This is a genomic window from Pseudomonas koreensis, assembly GCF_024169245.1.
In the GTDB taxonomy this organism is placed as follows: Bacteria; Pseudomonadota; Gammaproteobacteria; order Pseudomonadales; family Pseudomonadaceae; genus Aquipseudomonas; species Aquipseudomonas koreensis_F.
Map to the genome: position 1 here is coordinate 4,411,870 of NZ_JALJWP010000001.1, position 23,950 is coordinate 4,435,819.

Below are 23,950 nucleotides of genomic sequence, written 5' to 3' on the forward strand. Positions count from 1 at the left end.
CCGCGATCGCGAGCAGGCTCACTCCTACAGGGTTGCCCGGCGGACGCCAAATCCCGGCAATACACAAACCCCCTGTAGGAGTGAGCCTGCTCGCGATGGCATTGGTTCAGGCAACCACTATTTTGAATGCTCAACCAGTTCCTTCAGAGCACCGACCAGTCACCCACCTGTCGAAATTAATTCCGGCCATCGGTGAATTATTTCGTGTCCGCATGTATCTGAGGCAGAAGAGCCGGCGCCATCATGGAGATGGCATCGCAGCGGTAATCTGGATCAGCGAGCGGGAACATCGCAATGAAATCACGCAAGAACACCGTCAAACCGATCGGTTTGAAAGACATCACCATTGTCGACGACGCCAAGATGCGCAAGGCGATCACCGCCGCCGCACTGGGCAACGCCATGGAATGGTTCGACTTTGGCGTCTACGGCTTTGTCGCCTATGTGCTCGGCAAGGTCTTCTTCCCCGGCGCCGATCCCGGCGTGCAGATGATCGCTGCGCTGGCGACCTTCTCCGTGCCTTTCCTGATTCGTCCGCTGGGCGGGCTGTTCTTCGGTGCACTCGGCGACAAATATGGCCGGCAGAAAGTCCTCGCCGCGACCATCGTCATCATGTCCCTGAGCACCTTTGCCATCGGCCTGATTCCGTCCTATGCCTCGATCGGCATCTGGGCGCCGATCCTGCTGTTGCTGGCAAAAATGGCCCAGGGCTTCTCCGTGGGTGGCGAGTACACCGGTGCCTCGATCTTCGTCGCTGAATACGCGCCGGACCGCAAACGCGGTTTCCTCGGCAGTTGGCTGGATTTCGGCTCGATTGCCGGTTTCGTCTTCGGTGCCGGCGTGGTGGTGCTGATTTCGACGATTCTCGGTGAACAGCGCTTCGAAGAATGGGGCTGGCGGATTCCGTTCTTCCTTGCCCTGCCGCTGGGCATGATCGGCCTGTATCTGCGCCACGCCCTGGAAGAAACCCCGGCGTTCCAGCAGCACGTGGAAAAGCTCGAACAAGGTGACCGCGAAGGCCTCGCCGGTGGTCCGAAAGTGTCGTTCAAGGAAGTTGCGACTAAGCACTGGCGCAGCCTGATGACCTGCATCGGCGTGGTCGCGGCGACCAACGTCACCTATTACATGCTGCTCACCTACATGCCGAGTTACCTGACGCACAACCTGCATTACAGCGAAAACCACGGCGTGCTGATCATCATCGCGATCATGGTCGGCATGCTCTTCGTGCAGCCGCTGATCGGCTTCGTCAGCGACAAGATCGGCCGCAAACCCTTCATCGTCGTTGGCAGCATCGGCCTGTTCATCTTTGCCATTCCGGCGTTCATGCTGATCAACAGCGGCAGCATCGGCCTGATCTTCTCCGGCTTGCTGATTCTCGCGGTGTTGCTGAACTTCTTCATTGGCGTCATGGCCTCGACCTTGCCGGCGATGTTCCCCACCCATATCCGCTACAGCGCTTTGGCCAGTGCCTTCAACGTTTCGGTGCTGATCGCCGGTCTGACCCCGACTGCCGTGGCCTGGCTGGTGGAAAGCACCAACGATCTGTACATGCCCGCGTATTACCTGATGGTGATCGCCGTGGTCGGCCTGATCACCGGCGTGACCATGAAGGAAACCGCCAACAAACCCCTGCGCGGCGCGGCCCCGGCGGCGTCAGACCTCGAAGAGGCCAAAGAGCTGCTGCAGGAGCACCACGACAACATCGAACAGAAAATCGAAGACATCGATGCCGAGATCGCCGAGCTGGAGGCCAAGCGCAAAGTGCTGGTTCAGCAGCATCCGCGCATCAACGAGTGATCCGCTGGATGCAGAAAAAATCGGCGGGGCCGTCACCCCGCCGATTACTCGAAGCGCGGCTTGGTGTTAAATAGGCGCCAGTCTTGACCTTGTCGCTTAAAGCCGTGCAACGAGAACCGCTATGAATACCCCTGCCAAGAACATCCTCGCTCAACAGGTGACCCGATGATCGAAGTCACCGAAGTCTCCATTGCCCAACTGCGCGCCGCCCTTGAATCCGGCCAGACCACTGCTGTGGAACTGGTGCAGGCCTATCTGGCGCGCATCGATGCCTACGACGGCGCCAACACCCCGACAGCCCTGAACGCCGTAGTCGTGCGCAATCCGGAAGCCTTGAACGAAGCACGCGCCTCCGATGCTCGCCGCGCCAAAGGTGCAACCCTCGGCCCGCTCGACGGCATTCCCTACACCGCCAAAGACAGCTATCTGGTCAAAGGCCTGACCGCCGCCTCCGGCAGCCCGGCCTTTGCCGATCTGGTTGCCCATCGCGACGCCTTCACCATCGAGCGCCTGCGCGCCGCCGGGGCGATCTGCCTGGGCAAGACCAACATGCCGCCGATGGCCAATGGCGGCATGCAGCGTGGCGTTTATGGCCGCGCTGAAAGTCCGTACAACGCCGCTTACCTCACTGCCCCTTTCGCCTCCGGCTCGTCCAACGGTGCCGGCACCGCCACCGCTGCGAGTTTCGCTGCATTCGGTCTGGCGGAGGAAACCTGGTCGAGCGGTCGCGGCCCGGCGTCGAACAATGGGCTGTGCGCCTATACCCCGTCACGCGGGGTGATTTCGGTGCGCGGCAATTGGCCGTTGACCCCGACCATGGACGTCGTCGTGCCGTTCGCGCGGACCATGGCCGACCTGCTCGAAGTGCTCGACGTGGTCGTCGCCGAAGACCCGGACACCCGTGGCGACTTGTGGCGCCTGCAACCGTGGGTGCCAATCCCCCGCGTCAGCGAAGTGCGCCCGGCGGCGTACAGTGAACTGGCCGCTGACGCCAAAGCCCTGACCGGCAAACGCTTTGCCATCCCGCGCATGTACATCAACGCCGACCCGGACGCCGGCACCAGCGAAGCCCCCGGCATTGGCGGCCCGACCGGCCAGCGCATCAACACCCGCACTTCGGTGATCGACCTCTGGAAGCAGGCACGCCAAGCCCTCGAAGCCGCTGGCGCCGAAGTCATCGAAACCGATTTCCCGCTGGTTTCCAACTGCGAAGGCGACCGCCCTGGCGCGCCAACCGTGTTCACCCGTGGTCTGGTGTCGAAAGAATTCCTTCACCATGAACTGTGGGATCTGACCGCTTGGGCGTTCGACGACTTCCTGCAAGCCAATGGCGACCCGAAGCTTAATCGTCTGGTCGACGTCGACGGTCCGAAAATCTTCCCCCACGACCCCGGCACCCTGCCCAATCGTGAAGGCGATCTGGCCGCCGGCATGGACGAATACGTGCGCATGGCCGAACGCGGTATCACGCCGTGGAATGAAATCCCTAGCGTGCCTGATGGCCTGCGCGGTCTGGAGCAGACCCGGCGCATCGACCTCGAAGACTGGATGGATAAGCTCGGCCTCGATGCGGTGCTGTTCCCGACCGTCGCTGACGTGGGCCCGGCGGACGCCGACGTCAACCCGACCTCAGCCGACATCGCCTGGAGCAACGGCGTCTGGGTGGCCAACGGCAATCTCGCGATCCGCCACCTCGGCGTACCGACCGTCACCGTGCCCATGGGCGTGATGGCCGACATCGGCATGCCCGTCGGCCTGACTTTCGCTGGCCGCGCGTACGATGATTCGAATCTGTTGCGCTTCGCCGCCGCATTTGAATCCACCGGCAGCAAACGTCAGATTCCACCGCGGACACCGCCGCTGGCGTAACCCTTGCTGACCCACCGCTATCAACTGTAGGAGTGAGCCTGCTCGCGATAGCGGTGTGTCAGGCAAGATTTGTTCAACTGACACACCGCTATCGCGAGCAGGCGAAGGCCTACAAGGGTTTTGTGTGATGGCTGCCAACTCAGCACACCGGCCCAATCCTTTCCCACCCGATCCCCCGATCATCAGCGCCATCCACATCGCCATCGGCCCTGACCATGATCAACCGCGCCCCTTTCCGTTTAACCCTGTTTGCCATGCTCTGCGGTCTGACCGGCACCGCCCACGCCGGCGGGTTTTTCGACAACGCCAAAAGCGACGTGCTGCTGCGCAACTTCTACCTGAGTAACGATTACCGCTCTCCTACACCCTCCGGGAAAAACTACAAACAGGAATGGGCACAAGGCTTTATCGGTAACTTCTCATCCGGTTTCACCGAGGGCACAGTCGGTTTCGGCATCGATGCCCACGCCTTCGCCGGGCTGAAACTTGACGGTGGCAAAGGGCATTCGGGCACGGGTCTGCTTCCGGTCGACAGCGATGGCCGCAGCGAAAAAGACTACTCCAGCGCCGGCGGTGCGCTCAAATTGAAAGTCTCGCGCACCACCCTAGCCTTCGGTGAAATGACCGTAGAGAACCCGGTCTTCGACACCTCCGACAAACGCCTGCAACCGGAATACGCCACAGGCTTTTTGCTCAACAGCGCCGAGTTCGACAACGTCAATCTGGTCGCCGGGCACTTCACTGCATTCAAGAATCAGGACAGCTCATCGGGCAAAGGCGATTTCTACGGCTATGGCGCCAACACCGAGGCCGGCGGGATCAGTTTTATCGGCGCCGACCTGTTCGGCAGCAGCCCCATCGGCGGCGCACTTTACGCCTCCGAGCTAAGCGACACCTGGCACCAGTACTACGGCAACCTGCACTTCAAACAGTCCGGCGTGCTGCTCGACGCCAACCTCTACCACACCCGCGACACCGGCCGCGCATTGGCCGGCGAGATCGATAACACCGCGTTCAGCCTCTCCGGCAAATACAGTTTCGGCCCGCACGCGGTGATGCTCGGCTGGCAGCGCATCAATGGCAACACGCCGTTCGATTTCGTTGGCGGCGACTCGATCTACCTCGCCAACTCGATCAAATACGCCGACTTCAACGGCGCCAACGAACGCTCCTGGCAAGCCCGTTATGACCTCGACTTCGGTGCGTTCGGCATCCCCGGCCTGAACTTCATGACTCGCTACGTCAGCGGCAGCCACATCGACGGCACCCACGCCCCCAGAGGCGGAGCTTACAACCCGTTCGACGCCGACAGCGGCGACTATCAACCGCAACAAGGCGATGGTGGCAAACATTGGGAACGCGACATCGACCTGAAATACATCGTCCAGTCCGGCGCCGCGAAGGATCTGTCGGTACAGCTTTCGCATGTGACCCACCGCGCCAACGAAGCGCAGGCCGGTGATGATATTGACCGCATCTACGTGGTCATCCAGTACCCACTTGGTTTCTGAAAAAAACACTTGTCCCTTTGAAATACGGCCCCCTGTAGGAGTGAGCCTGCTCGCGATAGCGGTGTGTCAGTCAACACCAATTTTTCGGAAGGACGCCATCGCGAGCAGGCTCACTCCTACAGGGGGTGCGTTTCCCATCCAGACAGTAGGCGAATCTATCCTTGCAGCACGGCCATCAGCGCTAGCCAAATGCCATCACCTCCCTTATCCTGCGCACCCGCAAAAAAGCCAAGCCAGGAAGGCATTGATTGACCTTCCTGCGTTAGTCAATCAACACACCCGGATTCAGGGATGTACATGTTCCAGTTATTCAAACTCGGCGCGGCCGTCGTGCTCGCCGCGGCGCTCAGCGGCTGCATTACCGAAAGCGCTTCCTGGGTCAGCGAACCCTTGCAACCCAAGGCCAGCGAGCCAGTCAGTTACCTCGTCGGCTCGATCGGGCCACAATCACTCAAGCAATCCGCCGCTGACAACCAGCGCATCTTTTTCCGCAAGCGCGGTTCCGAGTACGGGGCCGCCGGTGTCTGGAAAATGGCCGGCGCCTATTCCACGCCGCAGGATATTCAGGACGGTGTCGGCGCAGCGAGCGTGTTCGTGCTGCCGCTCAAGCCGGGCGATTACGAGTTCTATGATTTCCAGTTCTTTTCCGCACGCTACCAACCAGGGCTTGGCACCGTTTTCACCTCGGCGGAGGCACGCGAGAAGTTCAACCTGCCGATGCGCCTCGAACCCGGCAAGGCCTATTACATCGGTGAGTTCCGCTCGTTCTGCCTGACCGCTGGTTTCTGCGCGTTCCGCTGGAGTGATCAGAACGCCCGTGATGCGCTGATTGCGCAACGTCTCGCCCCAGGATTGCCAACGCTGCAACCGCTGCAACTCGACCTGAAAAGCGCTCAGCCCTACATCTTCACCGGCCCCATTCCGGGTGTTGCCGTGGACGCCAAACCATGAAAAAAATCATCGCCCTCACCGCCGCCGCCCTGATGACCGGTTGCGCGGCTACCAACACCTTGCCAGAGCGCACGATTGCGGACGGTCAGGCTTATCTGCAGCCGATTCACGTTATGGTCGATGACCCGGAAAACGGCTCCAGTCTGCGCAACCACCTGCGTCAGACCGGCGTGTTCCGCACCATCGAAACCGGCAGCGGCAAAGCTGACGAGTACAACGTGCAGGTCAAACTCAATGTGGAGCGTCACTTGCCGCCGTTTCCGGTGATTCTGCTGAGCACTGCGACGTTGTTCCTGCTGCCGCTGTCGAACGAATTCGATACGCAAACCGAATTCACCGTGTCCCAGGGTGACAAGCGCCTGAAGCAATACACCTATCGCAACATCACGCAAAAATACACCTGGCTGCTGGATCAGGGCGGTGAAATGCGCGAACAGAACCTCAGCCGCATCGCCCGCGCCTTCGCGCAGGATGTGCAGCAAGACCGGCTGATCCCGGCAGTCGCACAATGAACCTCGCCATGATGAAAGTCGCCGCCCTGCTCTGTGTTTCGCTGATGCTGGGCGGCTGCGCCAACACGTTGCAACCGCTCGACTACCATGCCGATCAGGCCTATGTGCCGGTCACGCTCGGCATGGGGCCGGCGTACACGCGCATCGACGAGCAGCATCAGCGCGAGACCGTCAGCGTCCTGAAAAAGACCGGCGCGTTCTCGATGCTCGACGGCGGTTACACCCGCAACGGCTACAGCCTGTTGATCACCGAACCCAGCGACGGCAAGGTCAACTGGCTGGCGCTGGTCAACGTCTTCACCCTGTTCACCTTCCCGATGCCCTACCACTACCAGGACAACCTGCGCGGCTCGGTGTTCAAGGATGGTCAACTGCTCAAGACCTACAACTACTCGCGCGAAGGCTGGAGCGTGATGGCGTGGTACGTGCCGATTCCCGGAGTCGAGAACAAGCGGCAGATGCTCGATCAGTTGCTGGTGGAAATGGACCGGGACAAGGTGATTCCTTATAAGCCGTGAGGTTTGGGAGCACGATCAAAGATCGCAGCCTTCGGCAGCGCCTACAGGTTCGTATTTCAGCTGTAGAAGTTGCCTGAGGCTGCGATCCTTTGTTCAAACCCCGGTCACTTCGCGATCAGAATCTGCTTGGGCGAAATTTCGCCAAACGTGAGTTGTTCGCCGTTGAGGTACTGCGTACCCCGCAGCAACTGTTCTCCTTCTACCTCGACGTAGTCTTCATCCATATACATGAGAACAACCTTGCTCACTGGCGCACGCACACCGGGACCCGCCATGTGACCTTCCAACAGATTGAGCGCCCAATGGAACTGGATGACCGGCAACTCGCCAAGCTGAATCAGGTGATTACCTTCCAGCGATCGAAAATCCTTGCGCGCGGTGATACGTAACGCGCGGCCGATCCTTTCAAACGTCGGCTTGCCAAAGCGCACTTCCAGATCAGGACCGGTCCCCCATTGATCCGCGTAATACCTTGACGGTGTGAACAACTCGAACAAGGCTTGGTTGTCGCGAATATTCCCTGCCGTATCAAACAGGTAGTTATAGGAGTAGTGATAAGCCAGGCCGTCCAGCTCGGGTCTGATGGCGTTGACCGGATTGTGGAGATAATCCGGAATATAAACATTGGCCATTTGCACAAAGTGAGTGAAGTCCATACCCAGGTCGAAGCTCGCCGTGTAACGAATGCTCCGCTCCTTCGGGTTCTCCTCCAGTCGACCTGAAACAAATTCCAGTGTCATTCCTTCAAGCTTCCTATAGATAGGCTCCGCCATGATCGTTCTCTCTGCGCTAAGGGACTGTTCCCATGCCCATGGCACCTCAGCGCGAGCGCAGCGTCTACTGTCAGAGTTGACAGGTTGAACGGATTTTCGGACAGACGGCAAACCGGTACCGGCCCCCGTATTGCGTTTTCGGTCAACCGTATCGAAACCTTTTGCGTGCATCACTCAGCATCGGCACACGCCGGTACCCGGACCTTGCTCGATCTTTACGCTTTAAACTTTCATGTTTAAAAGACACTTCCAGACACGCCTGACAGGCTACAAATCCTTGCGTCATTGCCTACAGCCAAGCCAGAATCCGCCGGCTTGTGCGCCGTGGGGTCGGGTTCTATTGTGGTGCGGTCGCTGAATGTTCAGTGATCGGGTTTAGCAGCTCGGCAAATTTCAAGGCACGCGAGTACTGCCATTACGTTATGGCGGCTTTGCGTGGGGCACTTCGGTGCGCCGGGATCCTTGAGCCTGGTCTGCTAACCCGCGTAAAGCCGTCACCCTCTTCGTTTAGCAGCGAAGGCTGACGGCTCCATCTCTCAAGGAGCTTCACCATGATCAAACCAACACCCAACCCACCCGAAACCGACCCCACCTCCCCCTACGAATCCCTCGACTCAAAAAAACTTCACCAAGCCGCCGACCGCGCCCTCGACCATTACCTCTGCCCACCCGGCTCCACCCCACCGCCGTATAGCCCCCGCGCGATGTACGCCGTCACCGCCGACACCAAAAACGAAGACCTGCTGGCCAACGCCTGCGAAACCCTCGCCTCCGCCAAAACCATCGCTCAGGAATTTGCCGGACTGGTCAAACCGTCGCAGCGTCGGACGCTGATGGGCATCGCGCAACTGATCATGCTCGGAGAATTGGCGGTGAATCGGGTGCTGGATAATCTGGAGATGCCGCAGTAGCGGGCCTCTGTGACAGGCTTTGAGTGAGGCGATGTCGCCCTCGCCGACTTCGCGGGCACGCCCGCTCCCACGGGAATCGGCGTCGATCACAAGACTGCGTTGCCCCCCCCCCCCGAACCTGTAGAGCCTGCTTGCGTAGGCATCTTCAAAGCCTGCACATCGCCTCAACAAAAGAAAATCCGCCACCTCGTTAATCGGGACGGTGAATATCGACGTTGCGTCAGGAAAACCGTTCCTGATACGGAGCAACAAGTGGCCGCTCGTCGGATACCACTACGCACCTGTCAGACTTGACAGGTGCGTAGTCTTTTAATTCCGCTTTAACTGACTCCTTCGCCCAACCACGGACCGGAGTAAGCCTCATGCCTAATGAAAAGCTCAACAGCCCTCAAGCCCTGCGACCTCCCTACTTCCCTGCGCTGGTCACCCTCGACCCTGCAGAGCATTACTACGGCGGCATCCCCATCCGGGCCGTGGAAGGCGATCTGCAAGGCATTGTCCCCGCCTGGGGGAGGATGGGCGTCGGCGATAAGGTCGAGGTGTTCTGGGGCAATCCCGATGTGGCACTCTGGAGCAAAATCATCGAGCTGGATTCCGAGCTCAACAAGGACGTCTCCTTCACCCTGCCCAAGGCCCACGTGCTCGAGGGGGATGCCACGCCGGTGTTCTACCGGATTTCGCAAAAAAACCAGGTTCCGGAAGATTCGATACCCGTGCTGACCTTGCTGGTCAAGCTCACGCGGCCCGGCGAATACGATGACATTCCCGGCGATGACGGCCACTCTGATCTCAAGTTCACCCTCTCCCATGATGAGGTCGATGAACAACTGCCGGACGATGGAGTGACGATGTCCGTCGTGCCCTACCGCAACCTCACCCGCTACGATCGCATCCTCGCGCGCTGGGGCAGCCAGCAAGTGGTGCACGTCGTTACGCCGGAACAGGCAGAGAATCCGGCTGCCCATCCGATCACTGTTGTGTTTAGTCGCAAAATCATCGAAGCCGCGGGCGATGGCCCACGTGTGGCGGTGGCTTTTCAGGTCATCGACCGCTGCGGCAACTATCCGGATGAACGCGCACCGTGGTCGGCGCAGCGCTATGTGTTGGTGGACCTGGGCGGTAACCGGTTGAGCGAGCCAAAGGTATTGGTCAATGGTCTGCCGACCGAGCGCATCGATCTCGCTCAGCTCGGGGATGACGATGTGATCGTCCGCGCATACACCCCGAAGGAACATTTCAATGTGGGTGACGAGATAGCGATGACTTGGGTCGGCATCCCGGCGCAAGGCCCGCAAATCATCGTCGGACCGCTGGAGCAGACCGTCGAATTCGTAGATTTTAACCTCGACTTCCCCATCCCCAACGCGGCCGTCAAAGCCATCGCCAAGGGGAGCGCCTCGATCAGCTACATACGCCGCCGTAGCGGGGAGCAGGACCGCCCGTCGAAAAATGCCAGCATCACCGTGGTCGGCGACATCAGCCAGTTGGCCGCACCAACCGTCGACGAGGCGCCTGACGGGACGTTGCCATCCGACACACCGTTGGCCACGGCGAATATCCCGTGGTATCCGGGTCTTAAAGCCAACGACCTGGTGAATCTGATCTGGGTCGCGCAAGCCCCCGGCGGTGGCACCGTTTATTACGATGATCCGCAACTGGCGGGTGATGTCGCGGAAAACCAGCCCATCCGGCGAAGCGTGCGCAACGAAGTGATCCTGTGGTTCAAAGGCCTGAGCGTAAAGGTTTACTACGTCGTCACCGACAGCGAAACGGCACTATCGAGCGTGCGCGAGTCATTGCCGTTCATGATGCAGGTGAGCGTGACCCTGCCAGTCGCCACGTTCCTCGAAGCTACAGGTGCGCAGAAGGATCAGCTCAATCCCAACACGATTCCAAACGGTGCAACTGTGGTCATCCCGGCTGCCGCGCTGCTGCAGGAAGATGATCACATTACCGTCACCGTAGAAGGCAAAACCGCCACACGCCATCAATACACCGTTTCGCCGGTCGATGTTGGCAAGGAGCTGACCTCAATCAATATCTCCCACGCGCGTATCAATGATGAAAACGGTGGAGAAATCTCGCTCAGCTACAAAATCGCCCGTCAGGCGGGCGGCATGGACGGACCGTCGAACCCGAGCGTTTATGACGTTCGCAACGTGATCGGCAGAGGCGTACTGAGCATTTTCGGGGCACGCTTTCAACATACATTAGTCATTCCAAGGGGTGCTAGCCGGCTCTTGAGCACATTCAATGCCGAAACCGGCCAACCCGTGGCTGCCGAGTGGAAATATCCGTCAGACAGTCACTGGACAACGGCTACTTCCTGGCGCGACGACTTCCCACTGCAGCCCTTGCAAGTACGTACCGCAGATGACCGACTGACGCTCAATCCACTGAATATCTTCGGCAATAACACAGCTGTAGTCGCTCATCGCGATGAGGGAGAACTTGTAGGTTGGGGAGTAGAAGAGAATGGCGCCGACATTCCGCCGAACATTCGATTGCTCAAAGACATTGTTCAAGTTTGCAGCACACAAAAAGCGTATGCAGTGCGCCGAGCTAACGGCGAGGTGCATGCGTGGGGCGAGGGGCCGCTGGGCGGGGACATGGGTCACGTGGACCCAACAGGTTTTACACAATTGGCTGGCAGCCACTCGGCATTTGCTGGACTGAAGAATACCGGACGGGTTTTCTCTTGGGGAGATACGGCAGTACCTGCGCCCATCAGTGCGCTGACCGATCTTGTTCGCGTGGTGGCCGCTGGTTACGCCTTTGCAGCACAACGGTCCAATGGGCAGTTCGTAGCGTGGGGTCGCCAAGCAATGCCTGACGAAATAGGCAGACTCACCGATATAAAAGAATTGTGGGGTAACTATGACGCCTTTGCCGGACTTCGACACACCGGCCAGGTCGTGGCGTGGGGTGGTTCTTTAGCCGGAGTCGTGCCTGACGATATCGCAGCAATGACCGACCTCATCGAATTGAGGTCATTTGACAGAGCTTTTATCGCAAGACGCAAGACCGGTCAGATCGTGGGCTGGGGAAACAGCAATGCGGACACTATTGGACCAGTGATTGGAAAAATGACGGATATCATTGACATCGCCGCGACATTTGGCGCATTTGCTGGACTTCGAAGCAACGGTCGGGTTGTGGCTTGGGGGAATACTGAATCCGGGGGACTATTGCCGGGGGAGATCGCACAACTGGACGACATTGTTCAGGTGTGCGGCTGCCTGACAGCATTCGCAGCCCTGCGTAAAAATGGCACGGTGGTCACTTGGGGGAATCCAGATATGGTAGAGAAGATCTCTCTCGTCGCTGATCAACTCACCGAGGTGCATGCCCTTTATAGCAGTGCTCAGAGCTTCACCGCGCTAACTGCCGACGGTCGAGTGGTCACCTGGGGTTATCCCCGTATTGGCGGTGACAGCAGCGCAGTTCAGCATCGCTTAACGGGGCAGGTCACTTATTTGGCGATGCCCGCCTCAAGAGGGTTGGCGCTCAAAGCAAGGCGTGTGCTGGAAACGAATGCTGGCACCACGACACCCCCTCATTAAGCGCCCGCTCAGTTCAACCAGTGGTGTTCTTGCAGGGACCCCGCTGGTTGCCAAGGACTTTGAAGTGAAAGCTGGCGTTCAGTCGATTGGATCGCCGCCCGGAGCGGGTCTGCTCGCGAAGGCGGGTTCACATACTCCACATCGCTTCAAGAAAAACGGAACCACTGTCCCGTTCAATCGGGACAGCGAGTTTTGGCGTCTCGACAGCAAATTTTTTCATCCAAGCGACAAACTACCACTCATCGGGTTTCGCCTGATACCTGTCAACTCTGACAGGTGTGCACTTTCCCGTTACCTGTTCTAATAACTCCGTCAAGGTGTTGTCGACTTAGTAATTATTCGATTGATGTACTTGATTGATTTCTTCCAAGACGAAGACTTCATTTGAAAATTAATGATTGCAATACTCAAGAGCAACATCACCAGCCTTTAAAAATTTGGCTGCCAGTACTTACCAACGTTCTAATCTATCGATACCGAGGAGAATAAAATGACTACCAACTTTACCAACCTGGATGACTTCACCGATTTTACAAAAGCGTACTGGAACGGTTGGTCGCCCATCGACGGTGGGGAATTGATTACAACTGGAGACAACCAGTATTATCTTCATTACCCTAAAACGGCTACTGGAACGATCACTAAAACAATTACGTTAGAATCCGGAAAACTATATGAATTCAACTTCAGTTACAACAACAACCGCCTTGATGATTCCGAAATGACTTTAAGCTTAGGTGATGAACAACTGATGCGCCAGAAGCTCCCGATCACATGGGAACAATGGCATGAATTTGAGGGACTGTTCAAACCGAAAGACACCGCCAGCAAAAACACTTTGTCTTTCAGTGCAACTAATATTGCCGACCTTGACAACATCCGAATCAGGCTTGTACCTGAGAGTGAACTCGCAGCAAAAATGAAAAAATTTGACATGCAGAATTCACCGAAGGTGGTTTGAAAAATAGTCGATTGGGGGTCAGTGTTGCCCCCTTCAGGAGCAGGCTCGCACGCAGGGCACTGGGGCTATCCCAGAGACTTTCGGTGGTTGCGGGATTGCTTCGCTCCTTACTCTCGTGGGTAGAAAAATCAAGAGATCACAGCCTTCCGCAGCTTCTACAGTTTCGTATTTCAACTTTAGGGGCTACCGAAGGCTGCGATCTTTTGCTGTAAACGCTGGCTACTTCGCGACCAGAATCTGCTTGGGCAAAATTTCGCCAAACTTGAGTTGTTCGCCGCTGAGGTACTGCGTCCCCCGCAGCAATTGCTCTCCCTCGACCTCGACGAAACCCTCATTCATATACATGAATACAACCTTGCTTTCTGGCGCACGGATTTCGGGACCTGCCAGATGACCTTCCAACAGATTGAGTGCCTAATGGAACTGGATGACCGGCAACTCATCGAGCTGAATCAGGTGATCATCTTGCAGCGAGCGAAGGTCCTTGCAGGCTGTGATGCGAAACGTGCGACCGATCCTTTCAAACGTCGGCTTGCCAAAGCGCACTCCCAGATCAGGACCGGTCGCCCATTGATCCATGTAATACCATGGCGAGGTGGCTGCGATCTTTTGCTTTTAAACGACGAGTTTAAAAGACACCTGCAGACACGGTATCAAGGCTACAAATCCTTGCGCCAATACCTACAGCCAAGCCAGAATCCGCCGGCTTGTGCGCCTTGGGGGCGGGTTCTATTGTGGTGCGGTCGCTGACGAATCAGCGATCGGGTTTAGCGATCCGACACCTTACAGACGCACCAATGCCGAGCCTCAATGCAGTTTTCGATCTGCACTTGATGTCATGGTGGCTGTGCGTGGGAGACCTTAGGGTCTACCCGGGGTTTCTGTGACCCGGATCGCTAACCTGCGTACAGCCGCCACCTTTACTTGTTTAGCGATGAGCCGTGGCGGCTAAATCAACCACGGAGTCTCACCATGATCAAACCAACACCCAACCCGCCCGAAACCGACCCCACCTCCCCCTACGAATCCCTCGACTCAAAAAAACTCCACGAAGCCGCCGACCGCGCCCTCGACCACTATCTCTGTCCACCCGGATCCACGCCACCGCCCTATAGCCCCCGCGCGATGTACGCCGTCACCGCCGACACCAAAAATGAAGACCTGCTGGCCAACGCCTGCGAAACCCTCGCCTCGGCCAAAACCATCGCCCAGGAATTCGCCGGACTGGTGAAACCGTCGCAGCGTCGGACGCTGATGGGGATCGCGCAACTGATCATGCTTGGAGAATTGGCGGTGAATCGGGTGCTGGATAATCTGGAGATGCCGCAGTAGCGGGCCTCTGTGACACGTCATGACTGATGTGCTGGAGCGGCTGAAGCCTTCGCGGGCAAGCCCGCTCCCACAGGAATCGGTGTCGATCACAAAGCTGCTTATTGACACCGCTGGCCTGCGCAAGCGAGCCCGCTTGTGAAGGCGACCGCTCGTCGGATACCCCTGCGCACCTGTCAACTCTGACAGGTGCGCAATCCCTTCAACGCGCGTTAACTCAGGCTGTCCCTTTCCCCCAGAGTCAGCGCCATGCCCAACCCCAACAGCCCCCTGCTGCTCAAGGAACTTGACATCCCCGGGCGCAGCAAAGAACCGGTGTCGAAGGATCCCGATATCTGGGGTATCAACATCGCGGCCGCGCTGGGCAACTTTCCGCTTAATGGCTTGCTGTGCCAGGCGGGGCCGTGGGGGAACATGGCGGTTGGCGACAAGTTGACGATCTTTTGGGGCACCGGGCAGAACGTCTGGGTGGAAACCGTCGACAAGACCGAGGTCGGCAGCCAACTGCGCATGTTCGTGCCTTCCCGGCACATGGTCGATGGCTCGTTCGCGGTGTCCTATGTGGTCAAGCCGCTGGGCGGCGCGGATCAAGCCTCCGAAGTGATGCAGGTGCTGGTCAAGCTCACGCGCCCGGGCGGGCACGATGACAATGGTGAAATCGGGCATTCCAAGCTGATCATGACAATTCCCGAGGACATCGTTGACGGCGGCATCCACAAGGACAACGTCGCCGCTGGCGTGCCGATCACCCTGGGCAAGACCGATGGCACAGCGCCCTACCCGTACGCGGCGGCGGGCGACGTCGGTCGCATCAGCTGGGGCGGGATCTTTGTACTCAGTGAGCCGCTGACTCAGGAACAGGCTGAAGGCAAGGCGCCGATCATCGTGACCATTACCGAAGCGATCATCCGCGAGGCCGGTGATGCGGATTTTCCCGGTGTGGCCGTGGCGTTCGAGGTGTATGACAAGGTGCTCAATCGCTCCGAAGACTGGAGCCCCGAACAGCGTGTGGTGGTGGCCGTCGATGCGACCCGGCTGGACGCCCCGATGCTCAAGGAAGCCAAAAACAATGAGCTGGATCTGGACGCCCTCGCGGGCAAGCCGGGGACGGCACAAGTCCCCACCTCGAAGTCGGAATTCGAACTGGGCGACATCATCATTGTGCGGGTCAAAGGCACGCCGACCGAGGGCGCACCGATTGACTTCAACGTGGAAAGCAAACCGCTGGACAACCTGCCGAGTGTGGTCGAACTCGAACTGCCCAACGCAGCGCTGATGCAGCTGGCAACGAAAACATTCTCCTTGTCCTGCAGCGTGAAAAAAGCCGACAGCCCTCCCCATCTGCACTCCAAAAGCCAGTTCATCCGCGCCATCGGCGAAGTCCAGCGACTGGCCGCACCGATCATGCTGGACGAGGACTCCGGAGCGCTGGACCCCGCACTGCCTCAGATTCGCCTCGAGATCCCCTTCGACAAATCCTTTGCCCAAGGCCAGGTCCTCAAGATATTCATGCTCGGCACCAGGTCCGACCTCAAGCCCTACCTGCCTGACCTGCCGACGCGCCTTATCACCCGTAACGACGTCGTCGACGCGAAACCGCTGCTGTACAACATCGACGGCAAACACCTGGCCCCGGTCAACGGCGGCACGGCGGAGTTCTACTATCAGCAATTGATCGCCGAAGCGGTGCTCGCCACGCTCAACCCGTACGAGGCCACCCGGGCCATTCGCGAGTCGATCCACACTGAAATCCTGCAAATCGGCGAACCCCGCCTGGAACTGCCCGAACCGGAAGTGGCCGGCGTGGTGAACGGCGTCCTGCCAGCCGACACCGCCGGCACCACCCTGACCGTGGTGTACACGGAAACGGTCAGCGGTGACGAAGTGTTCATGTTCTGGATCGGCTCGATCACCGGCGAATACCCCAACTCGATCAAGCTGAACGAATTCACCGCCGGCCAGCGAGTACCGTTCCCGATCCCGGCCGCAGTGATCAAGGGCAATGAAGGCGGAACGGTCGAGGCCAGGTACGAGATCAAACGCGCGGCGGGCGGGACGAGTTACTCCAATTCGCTGACGTTCAGTGTTGGGGTGGCGCTGGATCTGAAAGAGCCGAAGATCAAGGAAGCACCGAACGACACCAGCCTCGACCCGTTTGCCGCTCAGAACACCCTGACCGCTGTGATCGATTACGACGGCATGCTGTTGGATGACAAGATCATCGTCACCTGGAATGGCGCACCGGGAACCCCGACTGAAGGCTCGCACACCACCGATCCATGGCCGGTGACTGCGTTGGGCCAGCAGGAGATTGCTCTTGATAAAAAGGTGATCGCCTTCAACTTGGGTAAACCGGTGACGGTGAGCTACACGGTGACCCGTGGCACGACCGAGCCGAAGGATTCCAGGCCTCGACTGTTGGCGGTGCTGCCCATTCAGAACGGGGACTCACGGCTACCCAAAGCAACCATTGATGGCGCTCCCGATAACGAGCTGGATGTGACCATCCTGGCCAATAATGCTTTTACTCGCGTGCCAACATGGCTGTTGATCGCAGCAAATCAGAAACTCTGGTTGCGCTACTTTGGTACCAACGACGATAACTCTGAATACAGAAAAACGACCTATGCCGGACAAACCCTATACGGTAATGGCGTAATCGTTGGGCCGTACCCTTCAACGCCCGTCAGCGAGCTGCGTGGCCTTAAAGATAAATCGACACTGACCATTGCGTTCAAAGTCACCTTTGACGGCAGTATTAATGAAGAAAATGCTGTGGTGTTCCCGGATCGCGTCTATACCGTCAAAGCCGTCGAGGATGTGAAACCCGCCATCACCTCGGTGAAGGACTCCAAAGGCGCAGAAATTGTGCACAGCGGTGGTACGGTCGATCCCGTCGTGACCTTGACCGGTTCCGCCGCGCGCAATCAGCAGGTCGAGATATTCGAAGGCGCCGCGTCAAAGGGCAAACATCCGGTCGACGGCACCGGCACCTGGAAATATACCGCCACGCTGGCCGCCATTGGAACTCGCACATTCAAGGCCAAAGCGGATTACGGCACCGGCCAGGAATCAGTCGGCAGAACCTTCACGTATTCGAGTGTACTGACACCTGTCATTACCTCGGTGCAGGACTCCAAAGGAGCGGAAATACCCAATAACACCGTTACCCTCGACCCCAACATCAAGCTTACCGGCACCGCGACGTCACGCTTGTATGTCGAGATTTTTGATGAGGCGACTTCGAAAGGCAGAGCGCAGGTGAGTGGCTCCACTGGCAAGTGGGAACTGGAAGTGAAAGACCTGAGCCTGACAGTGCACAACTTCAAGGCCAAGGCGTTGTACGGCACGGAGCCGGTGTCGGCGGTCAGGACGTTGACCGTCACTGCAGTCATTGTTCCAACGCTCGACAAAGTGCTGGACGATACAGGCGCAGACATTCCTGACAACTACACGACCGAAAGTACCACGCTCAAACTTCAAGGCACCGCCAGCATAGGCCAGCAAGTGGATATTTTCGAGGGCAGTGAGCCGAGTGCGGAATTCAAAGGAACGGCGACCGCCGATGCGGCGGGTAGCTGGGAGCACCCGATCATCGTGCCGCTGGGCGCACGGCGTTTGTATGCTCAATCTCGATATCACAGCGGCACAGTTCATTCAAACATACGCACCCTGAAAGTTGTTCCTAAAGATCTTTATGTTGATAACTTCGGCCCCAATACAGAATATAGAGATGGTGAAACACGCCATTTTGAAAAAATCAATGTTACAAGAGTGAATATTAGCGGAACATCAAACATGTGGGCGAGAGACTTATTGAACTCCTCTCCAAATGTTGGTGAGGTAAAAATGGTGATCGGGTTTAAAGGAAGAACCTTCAAACTTCTCAAATTTCATTGCCTGTGCTGGTCACCAAGATTAAATCAAGGCCCGCCAGTTATAACAGGAGTACTGGTACGCATTGACTTTTTCAATGGCACAGAGCTTGTTCATCAATACAATATCAATGGCGATGCAGGTTTGTGGCGAGAGATTACTATTAAACTGCTGGGCGGATTATCATTCGACAGCGTGGAAATAAGGCTTTTCCCTGCAAAAAACCTACACTTCTCAAGTATCCTGATTAACTGGATATTCTGCACAAACGACGTGTAACGAAGCAACTAAACCGGGCCAGACTACGTTTCTCTGGCATTCACAATCAAAAGATCGCAGCCTATGGCAGCTCCTACAGGGATCGGAACAGGAGCTGCCGAGAGGTTGCGATCTTTTGATTTTTGAGTGATGGCGGAAGGCAGCCGGAGTCGAACCTGCCCGGGAACGGATGCCGTCCCCAACCGGGTTTGAAGCCCGGCCGCGCCACCGGGCGCGATTGCCTTCCTTGAACTCATTGCGCGTCGGCGTGAGCCAGCGCGTTGTCGCGGCGGATCTGGCGGGATTCGCCGAGGCGGCGGGTCAGGCCGAGTCGGTCGAAATATTCCAGATACTGAATACAGCGTTTGCGTCCCAAGCCTAGCGCATCACGGAAGGTTGTCACCTCAATCGCTGGATTTTCTTCGGCGATTTTCAGCAGCAGCGCCGCCATTTGCCGCAGGGCGATGTCGCTGATGAACAGGTCGCGCACCACCTGGTGCATCAGGCCCAGCCGTGCCAGTTTGCGCAGCAGCAGGCGCACGCTGGCGTCTTCTTCGCCGAGCATTTTTGCTGCGTCGCGCACCCAGGGTGGGTCGAAACCGGCCTGTTCGTATAACGGCTGTAATTGCTGCCAGAGGATTTCGTCGTCGGCATTCAGGCGCACTTGATGATCGGGTAGGTGCAGCCAGGGACCGCTGGCGAGGATCGAGCCGGCGTGGAGCAGTTCGTCGAGCAGGCTGATGAAGGTCGAGCGTTCCAGTGCCAGCGCGCTGAAGCGTCGCAGGCGATCGCGGTCAGGCCCCATCTGGTCGGGTTCCTGTTCGTGGAATCGGGCCAGTTGCTCGAGCAAGGTGAATTTCAACTGCCCCCAGCGCTGCACGTTGAACAGCAGCGGGCCTTGGCGGGTGTCGATCAGGCGGATGTTCTCTGCCAGCGACCACTGCGCGCGCGGGCGATTGAACTGACGTTCGAGGCGTTGTGGGTCGAGGCCGCCGGGGCTGTGGTTGAGCAGTGCTGGCAGGGCCTGTTCGAGGCTGACGCTGAGGGCCAGGGTTTGCAGTTGCGCGAGGCGTTCCGGGCTGCGGCGCTGGCGGGTCGGGGCGAACGGATCGAGGACGACGCCGCCCCCGAGGGTGCGCTGGGCGCTGGCGTCGCGCAGGATCAGCCGATCGCCCTTCACCCCGTGCACCGGCGCGTTGATCAGCAGTTGCGCGAACATGCGCTCGCCGGGGCTCAGGCGTGGGCCTTGCAACAAGGCGACGCGGGCGATCACGTCTTGGGTGCCGAGGTGCAGGTGCACCGGGTGAAAGTGTTCGAAGGTGCGCTCGCCGGGCAACAGCTGAAAGTCAATGTCGATGCGCTGGGTCGGGGCGTGCAGCCAGTCCGCCAGCAGCCATTGGCCACGGTGGATCTGCGCCAGTTCCAGACGCTCGCCGCTGAGGTTCAGCGCCACGCGTTGGCCAGCGAAGGCCCGTTCAGCGGCCTGGTTTTGCGCGTGCAGTCCACGGATGCGTACCGATTTGCCCGCAGGCGCCAGAACCAGTTTGTCGCCCACCGCTACCGTGCCCGACAGCGCGGTGCCCGTGACCACAATCCCCGCCCCAGCCACGCTGAATGCACGATCAATCGCCAAGCGAAAGCCGCCCTCGCCACTGCGCGCCTGCACTTCTTTTTGCGCTTGCAACAACGCCGCCCGCAGTTCGTCGACACCCTGCCCACTCACACTCGACACGGTGAACATCGGCGCGTCGGCAAACGGCCCGGGCGCGAGCAGATCGAGTACCTGGCGCTGCACCTCTTCCACCCTGCCCGCTCCGGCGCGGTCGCATTTGGTGATCGCCACCAGCGCGCGGGGAATGCCGAGCAGCTCGACGATCGCCAGATGTTCGCGGGTCTGCGGCATCACGCCGTCGTCGGCCGCGACCACCAGTAACACCAGATCGATGCCCTGCGCGCCGGCAAGCATGTTGTGGGTGAATTTCTCGTGACCGGGCACGTCGATAAACCCGGTCAGCCCGGCGCCCGGTTCCAGTTCGGCATACAGATAGCCAAGATCGATGGTCATCCCGCGTTCGCGCTCCTGCGGGCGGCGGTCGCCGTTTTGCCCTGTCAGCGCCTGCAACAGCGAGGTCTTGCCGTGGTCGATGTGCCCCGCCGTGCCGACGATCACCGGTCGACCTGCAATTGCGGTAACTGCGCCAGCCATGCTGGCTCATCGTCAAGCTGACGCAGATCCAGCCACAGCGCATCGTCGTCGATACGCCCGAGCACCGGGATCGGCAAACCGCGCAACGCCGCTTCGAGATTGAGCAGATAACGCCCGCGCCAGCGCTTGGACACCTGCGGGCGACAACACAGCGCCGCGCTCGGCAAGCGCGCCACCGGTTGGCTGCCGCTGCCGATCATGCCCAAGGCCTCGATCGCATTGACCTGCCAGACCGACCCCAGGATTTCAGCCAGCAAGGGCTGCAAGCGTAAAGCCTGAGCGAAGATGTCGGCTTGCGGACGGGTCAACAGCCGCAGACTCGGCAGACGTTCAGCGAGGCGATCAGGATCGCGATACAACCCGAGCACCGCTTCCAGCGCCGCCAAGGTCAGCTTGTCGACCCGCAGCGCGCGCTTCAATGGATTCTTCTTGATCTTCGCGATCAGCTCTTTGCGCCCGACAATCAACCCGGCCTGTGGCCCGCCGAGTAATTTGTCGCCGCTGAAGGTGACGATGTCAGCACCATCCAGCAACGCCTGCCGCACCGTTGGTTCCGCCGGCAAGCCCCAGCGGGTCAAATCGAGCAGGCTGCCGCTGCCCAGATCCTCCAGCAACGGCAAGCCATGGGCGTGCGCCAGCTCGGCCAGCTCTGCGGTTGGCACCCGTGCAGTGAAACCTTCGATGCTGTAATTGCTGGCGTGCACGCGCATGATCAAACCGCTGCGCGGGCAAATGGCCGCTTCGTAGTCACGGGCGTGGGTGCGGTTGGTGGTGCCGACTTCATGCAGGCGCACGCCGGCGCGGGCCATGATGTCGGGGATGCGGAAGGCGCCGCCGATCTCGATCAGTTCACCGCGCGAGATGATGCCTTCCTTGCGCGCGCCGAGGCTGTTGAGGGTGAGCAGCACGGCGGCGGCATTGTTGTTGACCACGGTCACGGCTTCGGCGCCGGTCAGTTCACGGATCAGGCCCTCGACCAGGTCATCGCGATCACCGCGCTTGCCGCTGGCCAGATCGAATTCGAGATTGAGCGGATAGCGTGCGGCCATCTGCACCGCTTCGATGGCTGCGTCGGGCAGCAAGGCGCGCCCGAGATTGGTGTGCAGCACCGTGCCGGTGAGATTGAACACCCGGCGAACCTGACTGCGCTGCTGTTGCGCCAAGCGTTCGCCGACGCGGCCGGCGAGCACTTCGGCGGCGATTTCAACGGCGGACAATTGCCCGCTCAACACGTCAGGCCTTAGCTCATCGAGCAACTGACGCAGGCCAGTCAGCAACGAATCCCGGCCGTAACGCTCGGCCAACGGCGCGCACGCCGGGTGACGCAACAACCCGTCAATGGACGGCAACCGCAGGGCAACGCTGGAAGACATCAGCCACTCCTGATTCGACTGAGACAGCCCCTCGCGGAACAAGCTCCCTCCCACAAGGGTTTCAGAAGTGTAGACGCACTGTGGGAGCGAGCTTGTTCGCGAACGCGGTGTGTCAGCTAATGTGGATATGGCTGACCCGCCGTCTTCGCGAGCAGGCTCGCTCCTACAGGGATTCGGGGTGGAATGAAGCTTGGTGGTCACCACAAAACAGTGTAGGAGTGAGCCTGCTCGCGATGACGTCTTGTCAGCCGACTTCTTTGTGACTGACCCACCGCAATCGCGAGCAGGCTCACTCCTACAGGGGATTTGGGGCTGACCGGGCTTTGTGGTCCGGCACAACATCTGTGGGAGATGATGTGACTGAAACGCCGCCTTCGCGAGCAGGCTCGCTCCCACAGGGATTCGGGGTGGAATGAAGATTGGTGGTCACCACAAAACAGTGTAGGAGTGAGCCTGCTCGCGATGGCGTCTTTTCAGCCAACTCCTTCGTGACTGCCCACCGCAATCGCGAGCAGGCTCACTCCTACAGGGGATTTGGGGCTGACCGGGCTTTGTGGTCTGGCACAACATCTGTGGGAGCTGGCTTGGAATCCCACAGTTTTGCTCTCGTCATTCGTCTCCCGGCGCCAACAGGAGATTGGGTGCCAGACGCTGATAGCCGTCCTGGGCCAGACGCATGTCCAGCAGCAAACTGCCGAGATCCGCTGACAATGCCTCGGCCTCGGCGTCGTTCTCCAGGTAGAGCAATTTCAGGTAGCTGTTGCAGCTCGGGCAGACTTCAGCGCGCAGTGGCGCCTGCTCGGCGCTGTGCCGGTCGTCTTCCTGGCTCAGGTACTCAAGGCCCTTGCTCTGTTCGCAATACACGCACTTGACCCGCACCACATGCCATTCGCAGGCGCACAGCGAGCACACCAGATAACGCAAACCGTTGTGCTTGCCGCGATGACGAATCACCCCGGCCATGGCCGGAGAACCGCAGGCCGGGCATTGGCTGAGGCTGTCGCCGGGTTTGAGTTGCAGATTCGGCACGCTGAGCAGCCAGTGGCTCCACGCGGTTTGCAGCGCCGCGCCGAGAAACGGCACCAGCGCCGCCGGCACCAGCGAATACTGACCGCTGACCAACGCCACCGCCCACGCGCGCAACTGGCCGGGACTGGCGGCGCGCAGAGTGTCCAGCGCGTCGATCACCGCTGGCTGATCCGCTGGCGCATAGCGCTGCAGCAAGGCATCGAGCCACGGCTGCCAGGCATCTTCGCGCACCAAGGTGTCTGCCGCGAATGGTGGCAGACCGTGTTGCTGACAGGCTTCGAAACGCTGCGCATCAAACGGCGCGGTGAGCGGCGGATCGTCGAAGACCTGCTGCTGCGCCCGGCACAACCCGGCCATCAGCCGCAGATAATCCGCCAACCCATTGCCCTCGGCCAGACGCTCCAGGCGCTCGGCGCGCAGGGCAAACAGGTTACGCGGTGGCAGGTACAGAAATGGCGGCGAACTGGCCGCCGCCTCGATTTCCCCAGGTTCAAGAATGCTTGGCAAAAG

At 59.2% G+C, this 23,950-nt stretch carries 16 protein-coding genes and 1 tRNA gene; 11 read left to right on the forward strand and 6 right to left on the reverse strand.

Features of this window, described 5'->3' with window-relative positions; translation table 11 throughout:
- Positions 1-294: 294 nt before the first annotated feature.
- From proP to J2Y90_RS19530, 6 genes are all read left to right on the forward strand, one after another.
- Positions 295-1,800: a glycine betaine/L-proline transporter ProP gene (gene proP / locus J2Y90_RS19505; RefSeq protein WP_042610020.1), complete on the forward strand. Its 1,506-nt coding sequence runs from the start codon at positions 295-297 to the stop codon at positions 1,798-1,800.
- A 165-nt stretch (positions 1,801-1,965) separates the two neighbouring features.
- The gene (locus J2Y90_RS19510) at positions 1,966-3,669 is read left to right on the forward strand and encodes an amidase (RefSeq protein ID WP_253502014.1); all 1,704 of its coding nucleotides are present in this window, start codon (positions 1,966-1,968) and stop codon (positions 3,667-3,669) included.
- 215 nt (positions 3,670-3,884) lie between these two features.
- Entirely contained in the window at positions 3,885-5,180 is a 1,296-nt protein-coding gene (locus tag J2Y90_RS19515; RefSeq protein ID WP_253502017.1) for an OprD family porin, read from the forward strand.
- A 297-nt stretch (positions 5,181-5,477) separates the two neighbouring features.
- Positions 5,478-6,131, forward strand: a complete 654-nt coding sequence (locus J2Y90_RS19520) for a hypothetical protein (protein WP_253502019.1) — start codon at positions 5,478-5,480, stop codon at positions 6,129-6,131.
- Positions 6,128-6,643 carry a hypothetical protein gene (locus J2Y90_RS19525; RefSeq protein WP_253502022.1) on the forward strand — a complete coding sequence of 172 codons (516 nt, stop codon included), beginning with the start codon at positions 6,128-6,130 and terminating at the stop codon, positions 6,641-6,643. The genes J2Y90_RS19520 and J2Y90_RS19525 overlap by 4 nt, the downstream gene beginning before the upstream one ends.
- An 8-nt stretch (positions 6,644-6,651) precedes the next feature.
- On the forward strand, positions 6,652-7,161 hold the full coding sequence (locus J2Y90_RS19530; RefSeq protein ID WP_253502025.1) for a hypothetical protein: 510 nt from the start codon (positions 6,652-6,654) through the stop codon (positions 7,159-7,161).
- A gap of 104 nt (positions 7,162-7,265) precedes the next feature.
- Here J2Y90_RS19530 and J2Y90_RS19535 read toward each other — a convergent pair whose 3' ends face one another.
- Entirely contained in the window at positions 7,266-7,934 is a 669-nt protein-coding gene (locus J2Y90_RS19535) for a hypothetical protein (protein ID WP_253502027.1), read from the reverse strand.
- A 551-nt stretch (positions 7,935-8,485) separates the two neighbouring features.
- Here J2Y90_RS19535 and J2Y90_RS19540 point away from each other — a divergent pair.
- From J2Y90_RS19540 to J2Y90_RS19550, 3 genes are all read left to right on the forward strand, one after another.
- Entirely contained in the window at positions 8,486-8,845 is a 360-nt protein-coding gene (locus J2Y90_RS19540) for a DUF6124 family protein (RefSeq protein ID WP_136492206.1), read from the forward strand.
- 362 nt (positions 8,846-9,207) lie between these two features.
- Entirely contained in the window at positions 9,208-12,408 is a 3,201-nt protein-coding gene (locus J2Y90_RS19545) for an RCC1 domain-containing protein (RefSeq protein WP_253502030.1), read from the forward strand.
- A 490-nt stretch (positions 12,409-12,898) separates the two neighbouring features.
- On the forward strand, positions 12,899-13,369 hold the full coding sequence (locus J2Y90_RS19550; protein WP_253502033.1) for a hypothetical protein: 471 nt from the start codon (positions 12,899-12,901) through the stop codon (positions 13,367-13,369).
- Between the two features lie 219 nt (positions 13,370-13,588).
- On the opposite strand, the gene J2Y90_RS26555 is transcribed toward J2Y90_RS19550, so the two are convergent.
- Complete coding sequence (locus J2Y90_RS26555; protein WP_301291672.1) at positions 13,589-13,714, reverse strand: hypothetical protein; 126 nt, start codon at positions 13,712-13,714, stop codon at positions 13,589-13,591.
- A gap of 627 nt (positions 13,715-14,341) precedes the next feature.
- On the opposite strand from J2Y90_RS26555, the gene J2Y90_RS19555 reads away from it, so the two are divergent.
- Together J2Y90_RS19555 and J2Y90_RS19560 are read left to right on the forward strand one after the other, a co-directional pair.
- On the forward strand, positions 14,342-14,701 hold the full coding sequence (locus J2Y90_RS19555) for a DUF6124 family protein (protein ID WP_253502036.1): 360 nt from the start codon (positions 14,342-14,344) through the stop codon (positions 14,699-14,701).
- 246 nt (positions 14,702-14,947) lie between these two features.
- Complete coding sequence (locus tag J2Y90_RS19560; protein WP_253502039.1) at positions 14,948-18,853, forward strand: hypothetical protein; 3,906 nt, start codon at positions 14,948-14,950, stop codon at positions 18,851-18,853.
- 130 nt (positions 18,854-18,983) lie between these two features.
- Here J2Y90_RS19560 and J2Y90_RS19565 read toward each other — a convergent pair.
- The 4 genes from J2Y90_RS19565 to fdhE all read right to left on the reverse strand — a co-directional run bounded on the left by J2Y90_RS19565 (position 18,984) and on the right by fdhE (position 23,947).
- A tRNA-Sec gene (locus J2Y90_RS19565) sits at positions 18,984-19,079 on the reverse strand.
- Between the two features lie 6 nt (positions 19,080-19,085).
- Positions 19,086-21,002: a selenocysteine-specific translation elongation factor gene (gene selB / locus J2Y90_RS19570; protein WP_253505254.1), complete on the reverse strand. Its 1,917-nt coding sequence runs from the start codon at positions 21,000-21,002 to the stop codon at positions 19,086-19,088.
- Positions 20,999-22,411 (reverse strand): L-seryl-tRNA(Sec) selenium transferase, encoded by a 1,413-nt coding sequence (gene selA, locus J2Y90_RS19575; protein WP_253502042.1) that lies wholly within the window; start codon positions 22,409-22,411, stop codon positions 20,999-21,001. The genes selB and selA overlap by 4 nt, the downstream gene beginning before the upstream one ends.
- A 609-nt stretch (positions 22,412-23,020) precedes the next feature.
- Entirely contained in the window at positions 23,021-23,947 is a 927-nt protein-coding gene (gene fdhE, locus J2Y90_RS19580) for a formate dehydrogenase accessory protein FdhE (protein WP_253502045.1), read from the reverse strand.
- Positions 23,948-23,950: the final 3 nt, after the last annotated feature.

Coding starts and splice junctions, on each gene's coding strand:
- proP (WP_042610020.1), top strand. CDS start 295: ATGAAATCACGCAAGAACACCGTCAAACCGATCGGTTTGAAAGACATC.
- J2Y90_RS19510 (WP_253502014.1), top strand. CDS start 1,966: ATGATCGAAGTCACCGAAGTCTCCATTGCCCAACTGCGCGCCGCCCTT.
- J2Y90_RS19515 (WP_253502017.1), top strand. CDS start 3,885: ATGATCAACCGCGCCCCTTTCCGTTTAACCCTGTTTGCCATGCTCTGC.
- J2Y90_RS19520 (WP_253502019.1), top strand. CDS start 5,478: ATGTTCCAGTTATTCAAACTCGGCGCGGCCGTCGTGCTCGCCGCGGCG.
- J2Y90_RS19525 (WP_253502022.1), top strand. CDS start 6,128: ATGAAAAAAATCATCGCCCTCACCGCCGCCGCCCTGATGACCGGTTGC.
- J2Y90_RS19530 (WP_253502025.1), top strand. CDS start 6,652: ATGATGAAAGTCGCCGCCCTGCTCTGTGTTTCGCTGATGCTGGGCGGC.
- J2Y90_RS19535 (WP_253502027.1), bottom strand. CDS start 7,934: ATGGCGGAGCCTATCTATAGGAAGCTTGAAGGAATGACACTGGAATTT.
- J2Y90_RS19540 (WP_136492206.1), top strand. CDS start 8,486: ATGATCAAACCAACACCCAACCCACCCGAAACCGACCCCACCTCCCCC.
- J2Y90_RS19545 (WP_253502030.1), top strand. CDS start 9,208: ATGCCTAATGAAAAGCTCAACAGCCCTCAAGCCCTGCGACCTCCCTAC.
- J2Y90_RS19550 (WP_253502033.1), top strand. CDS start 12,899: ATGACTACCAACTTTACCAACCTGGATGACTTCACCGATTTTACAAAA.
- J2Y90_RS26555 (WP_301291672.1), bottom strand. CDS start 13,714: ATGTATATGAATGAGGGTTTCGTCGAGGTCGAGGGAGAGCAATTGCTG.
- J2Y90_RS19555 (WP_253502036.1), top strand. CDS start 14,342: ATGATCAAACCAACACCCAACCCGCCCGAAACCGACCCCACCTCCCCC.
- J2Y90_RS19560 (WP_253502039.1), top strand. CDS start 14,948: ATGCCCAACCCCAACAGCCCCCTGCTGCTCAAGGAACTTGACATCCCC.
- selA (WP_253502042.1), bottom strand. CDS start 22,411: ATGTCTTCCAGCGTTGCCCTGCGGTTGCCGTCCATTGACGGGTTGTTG.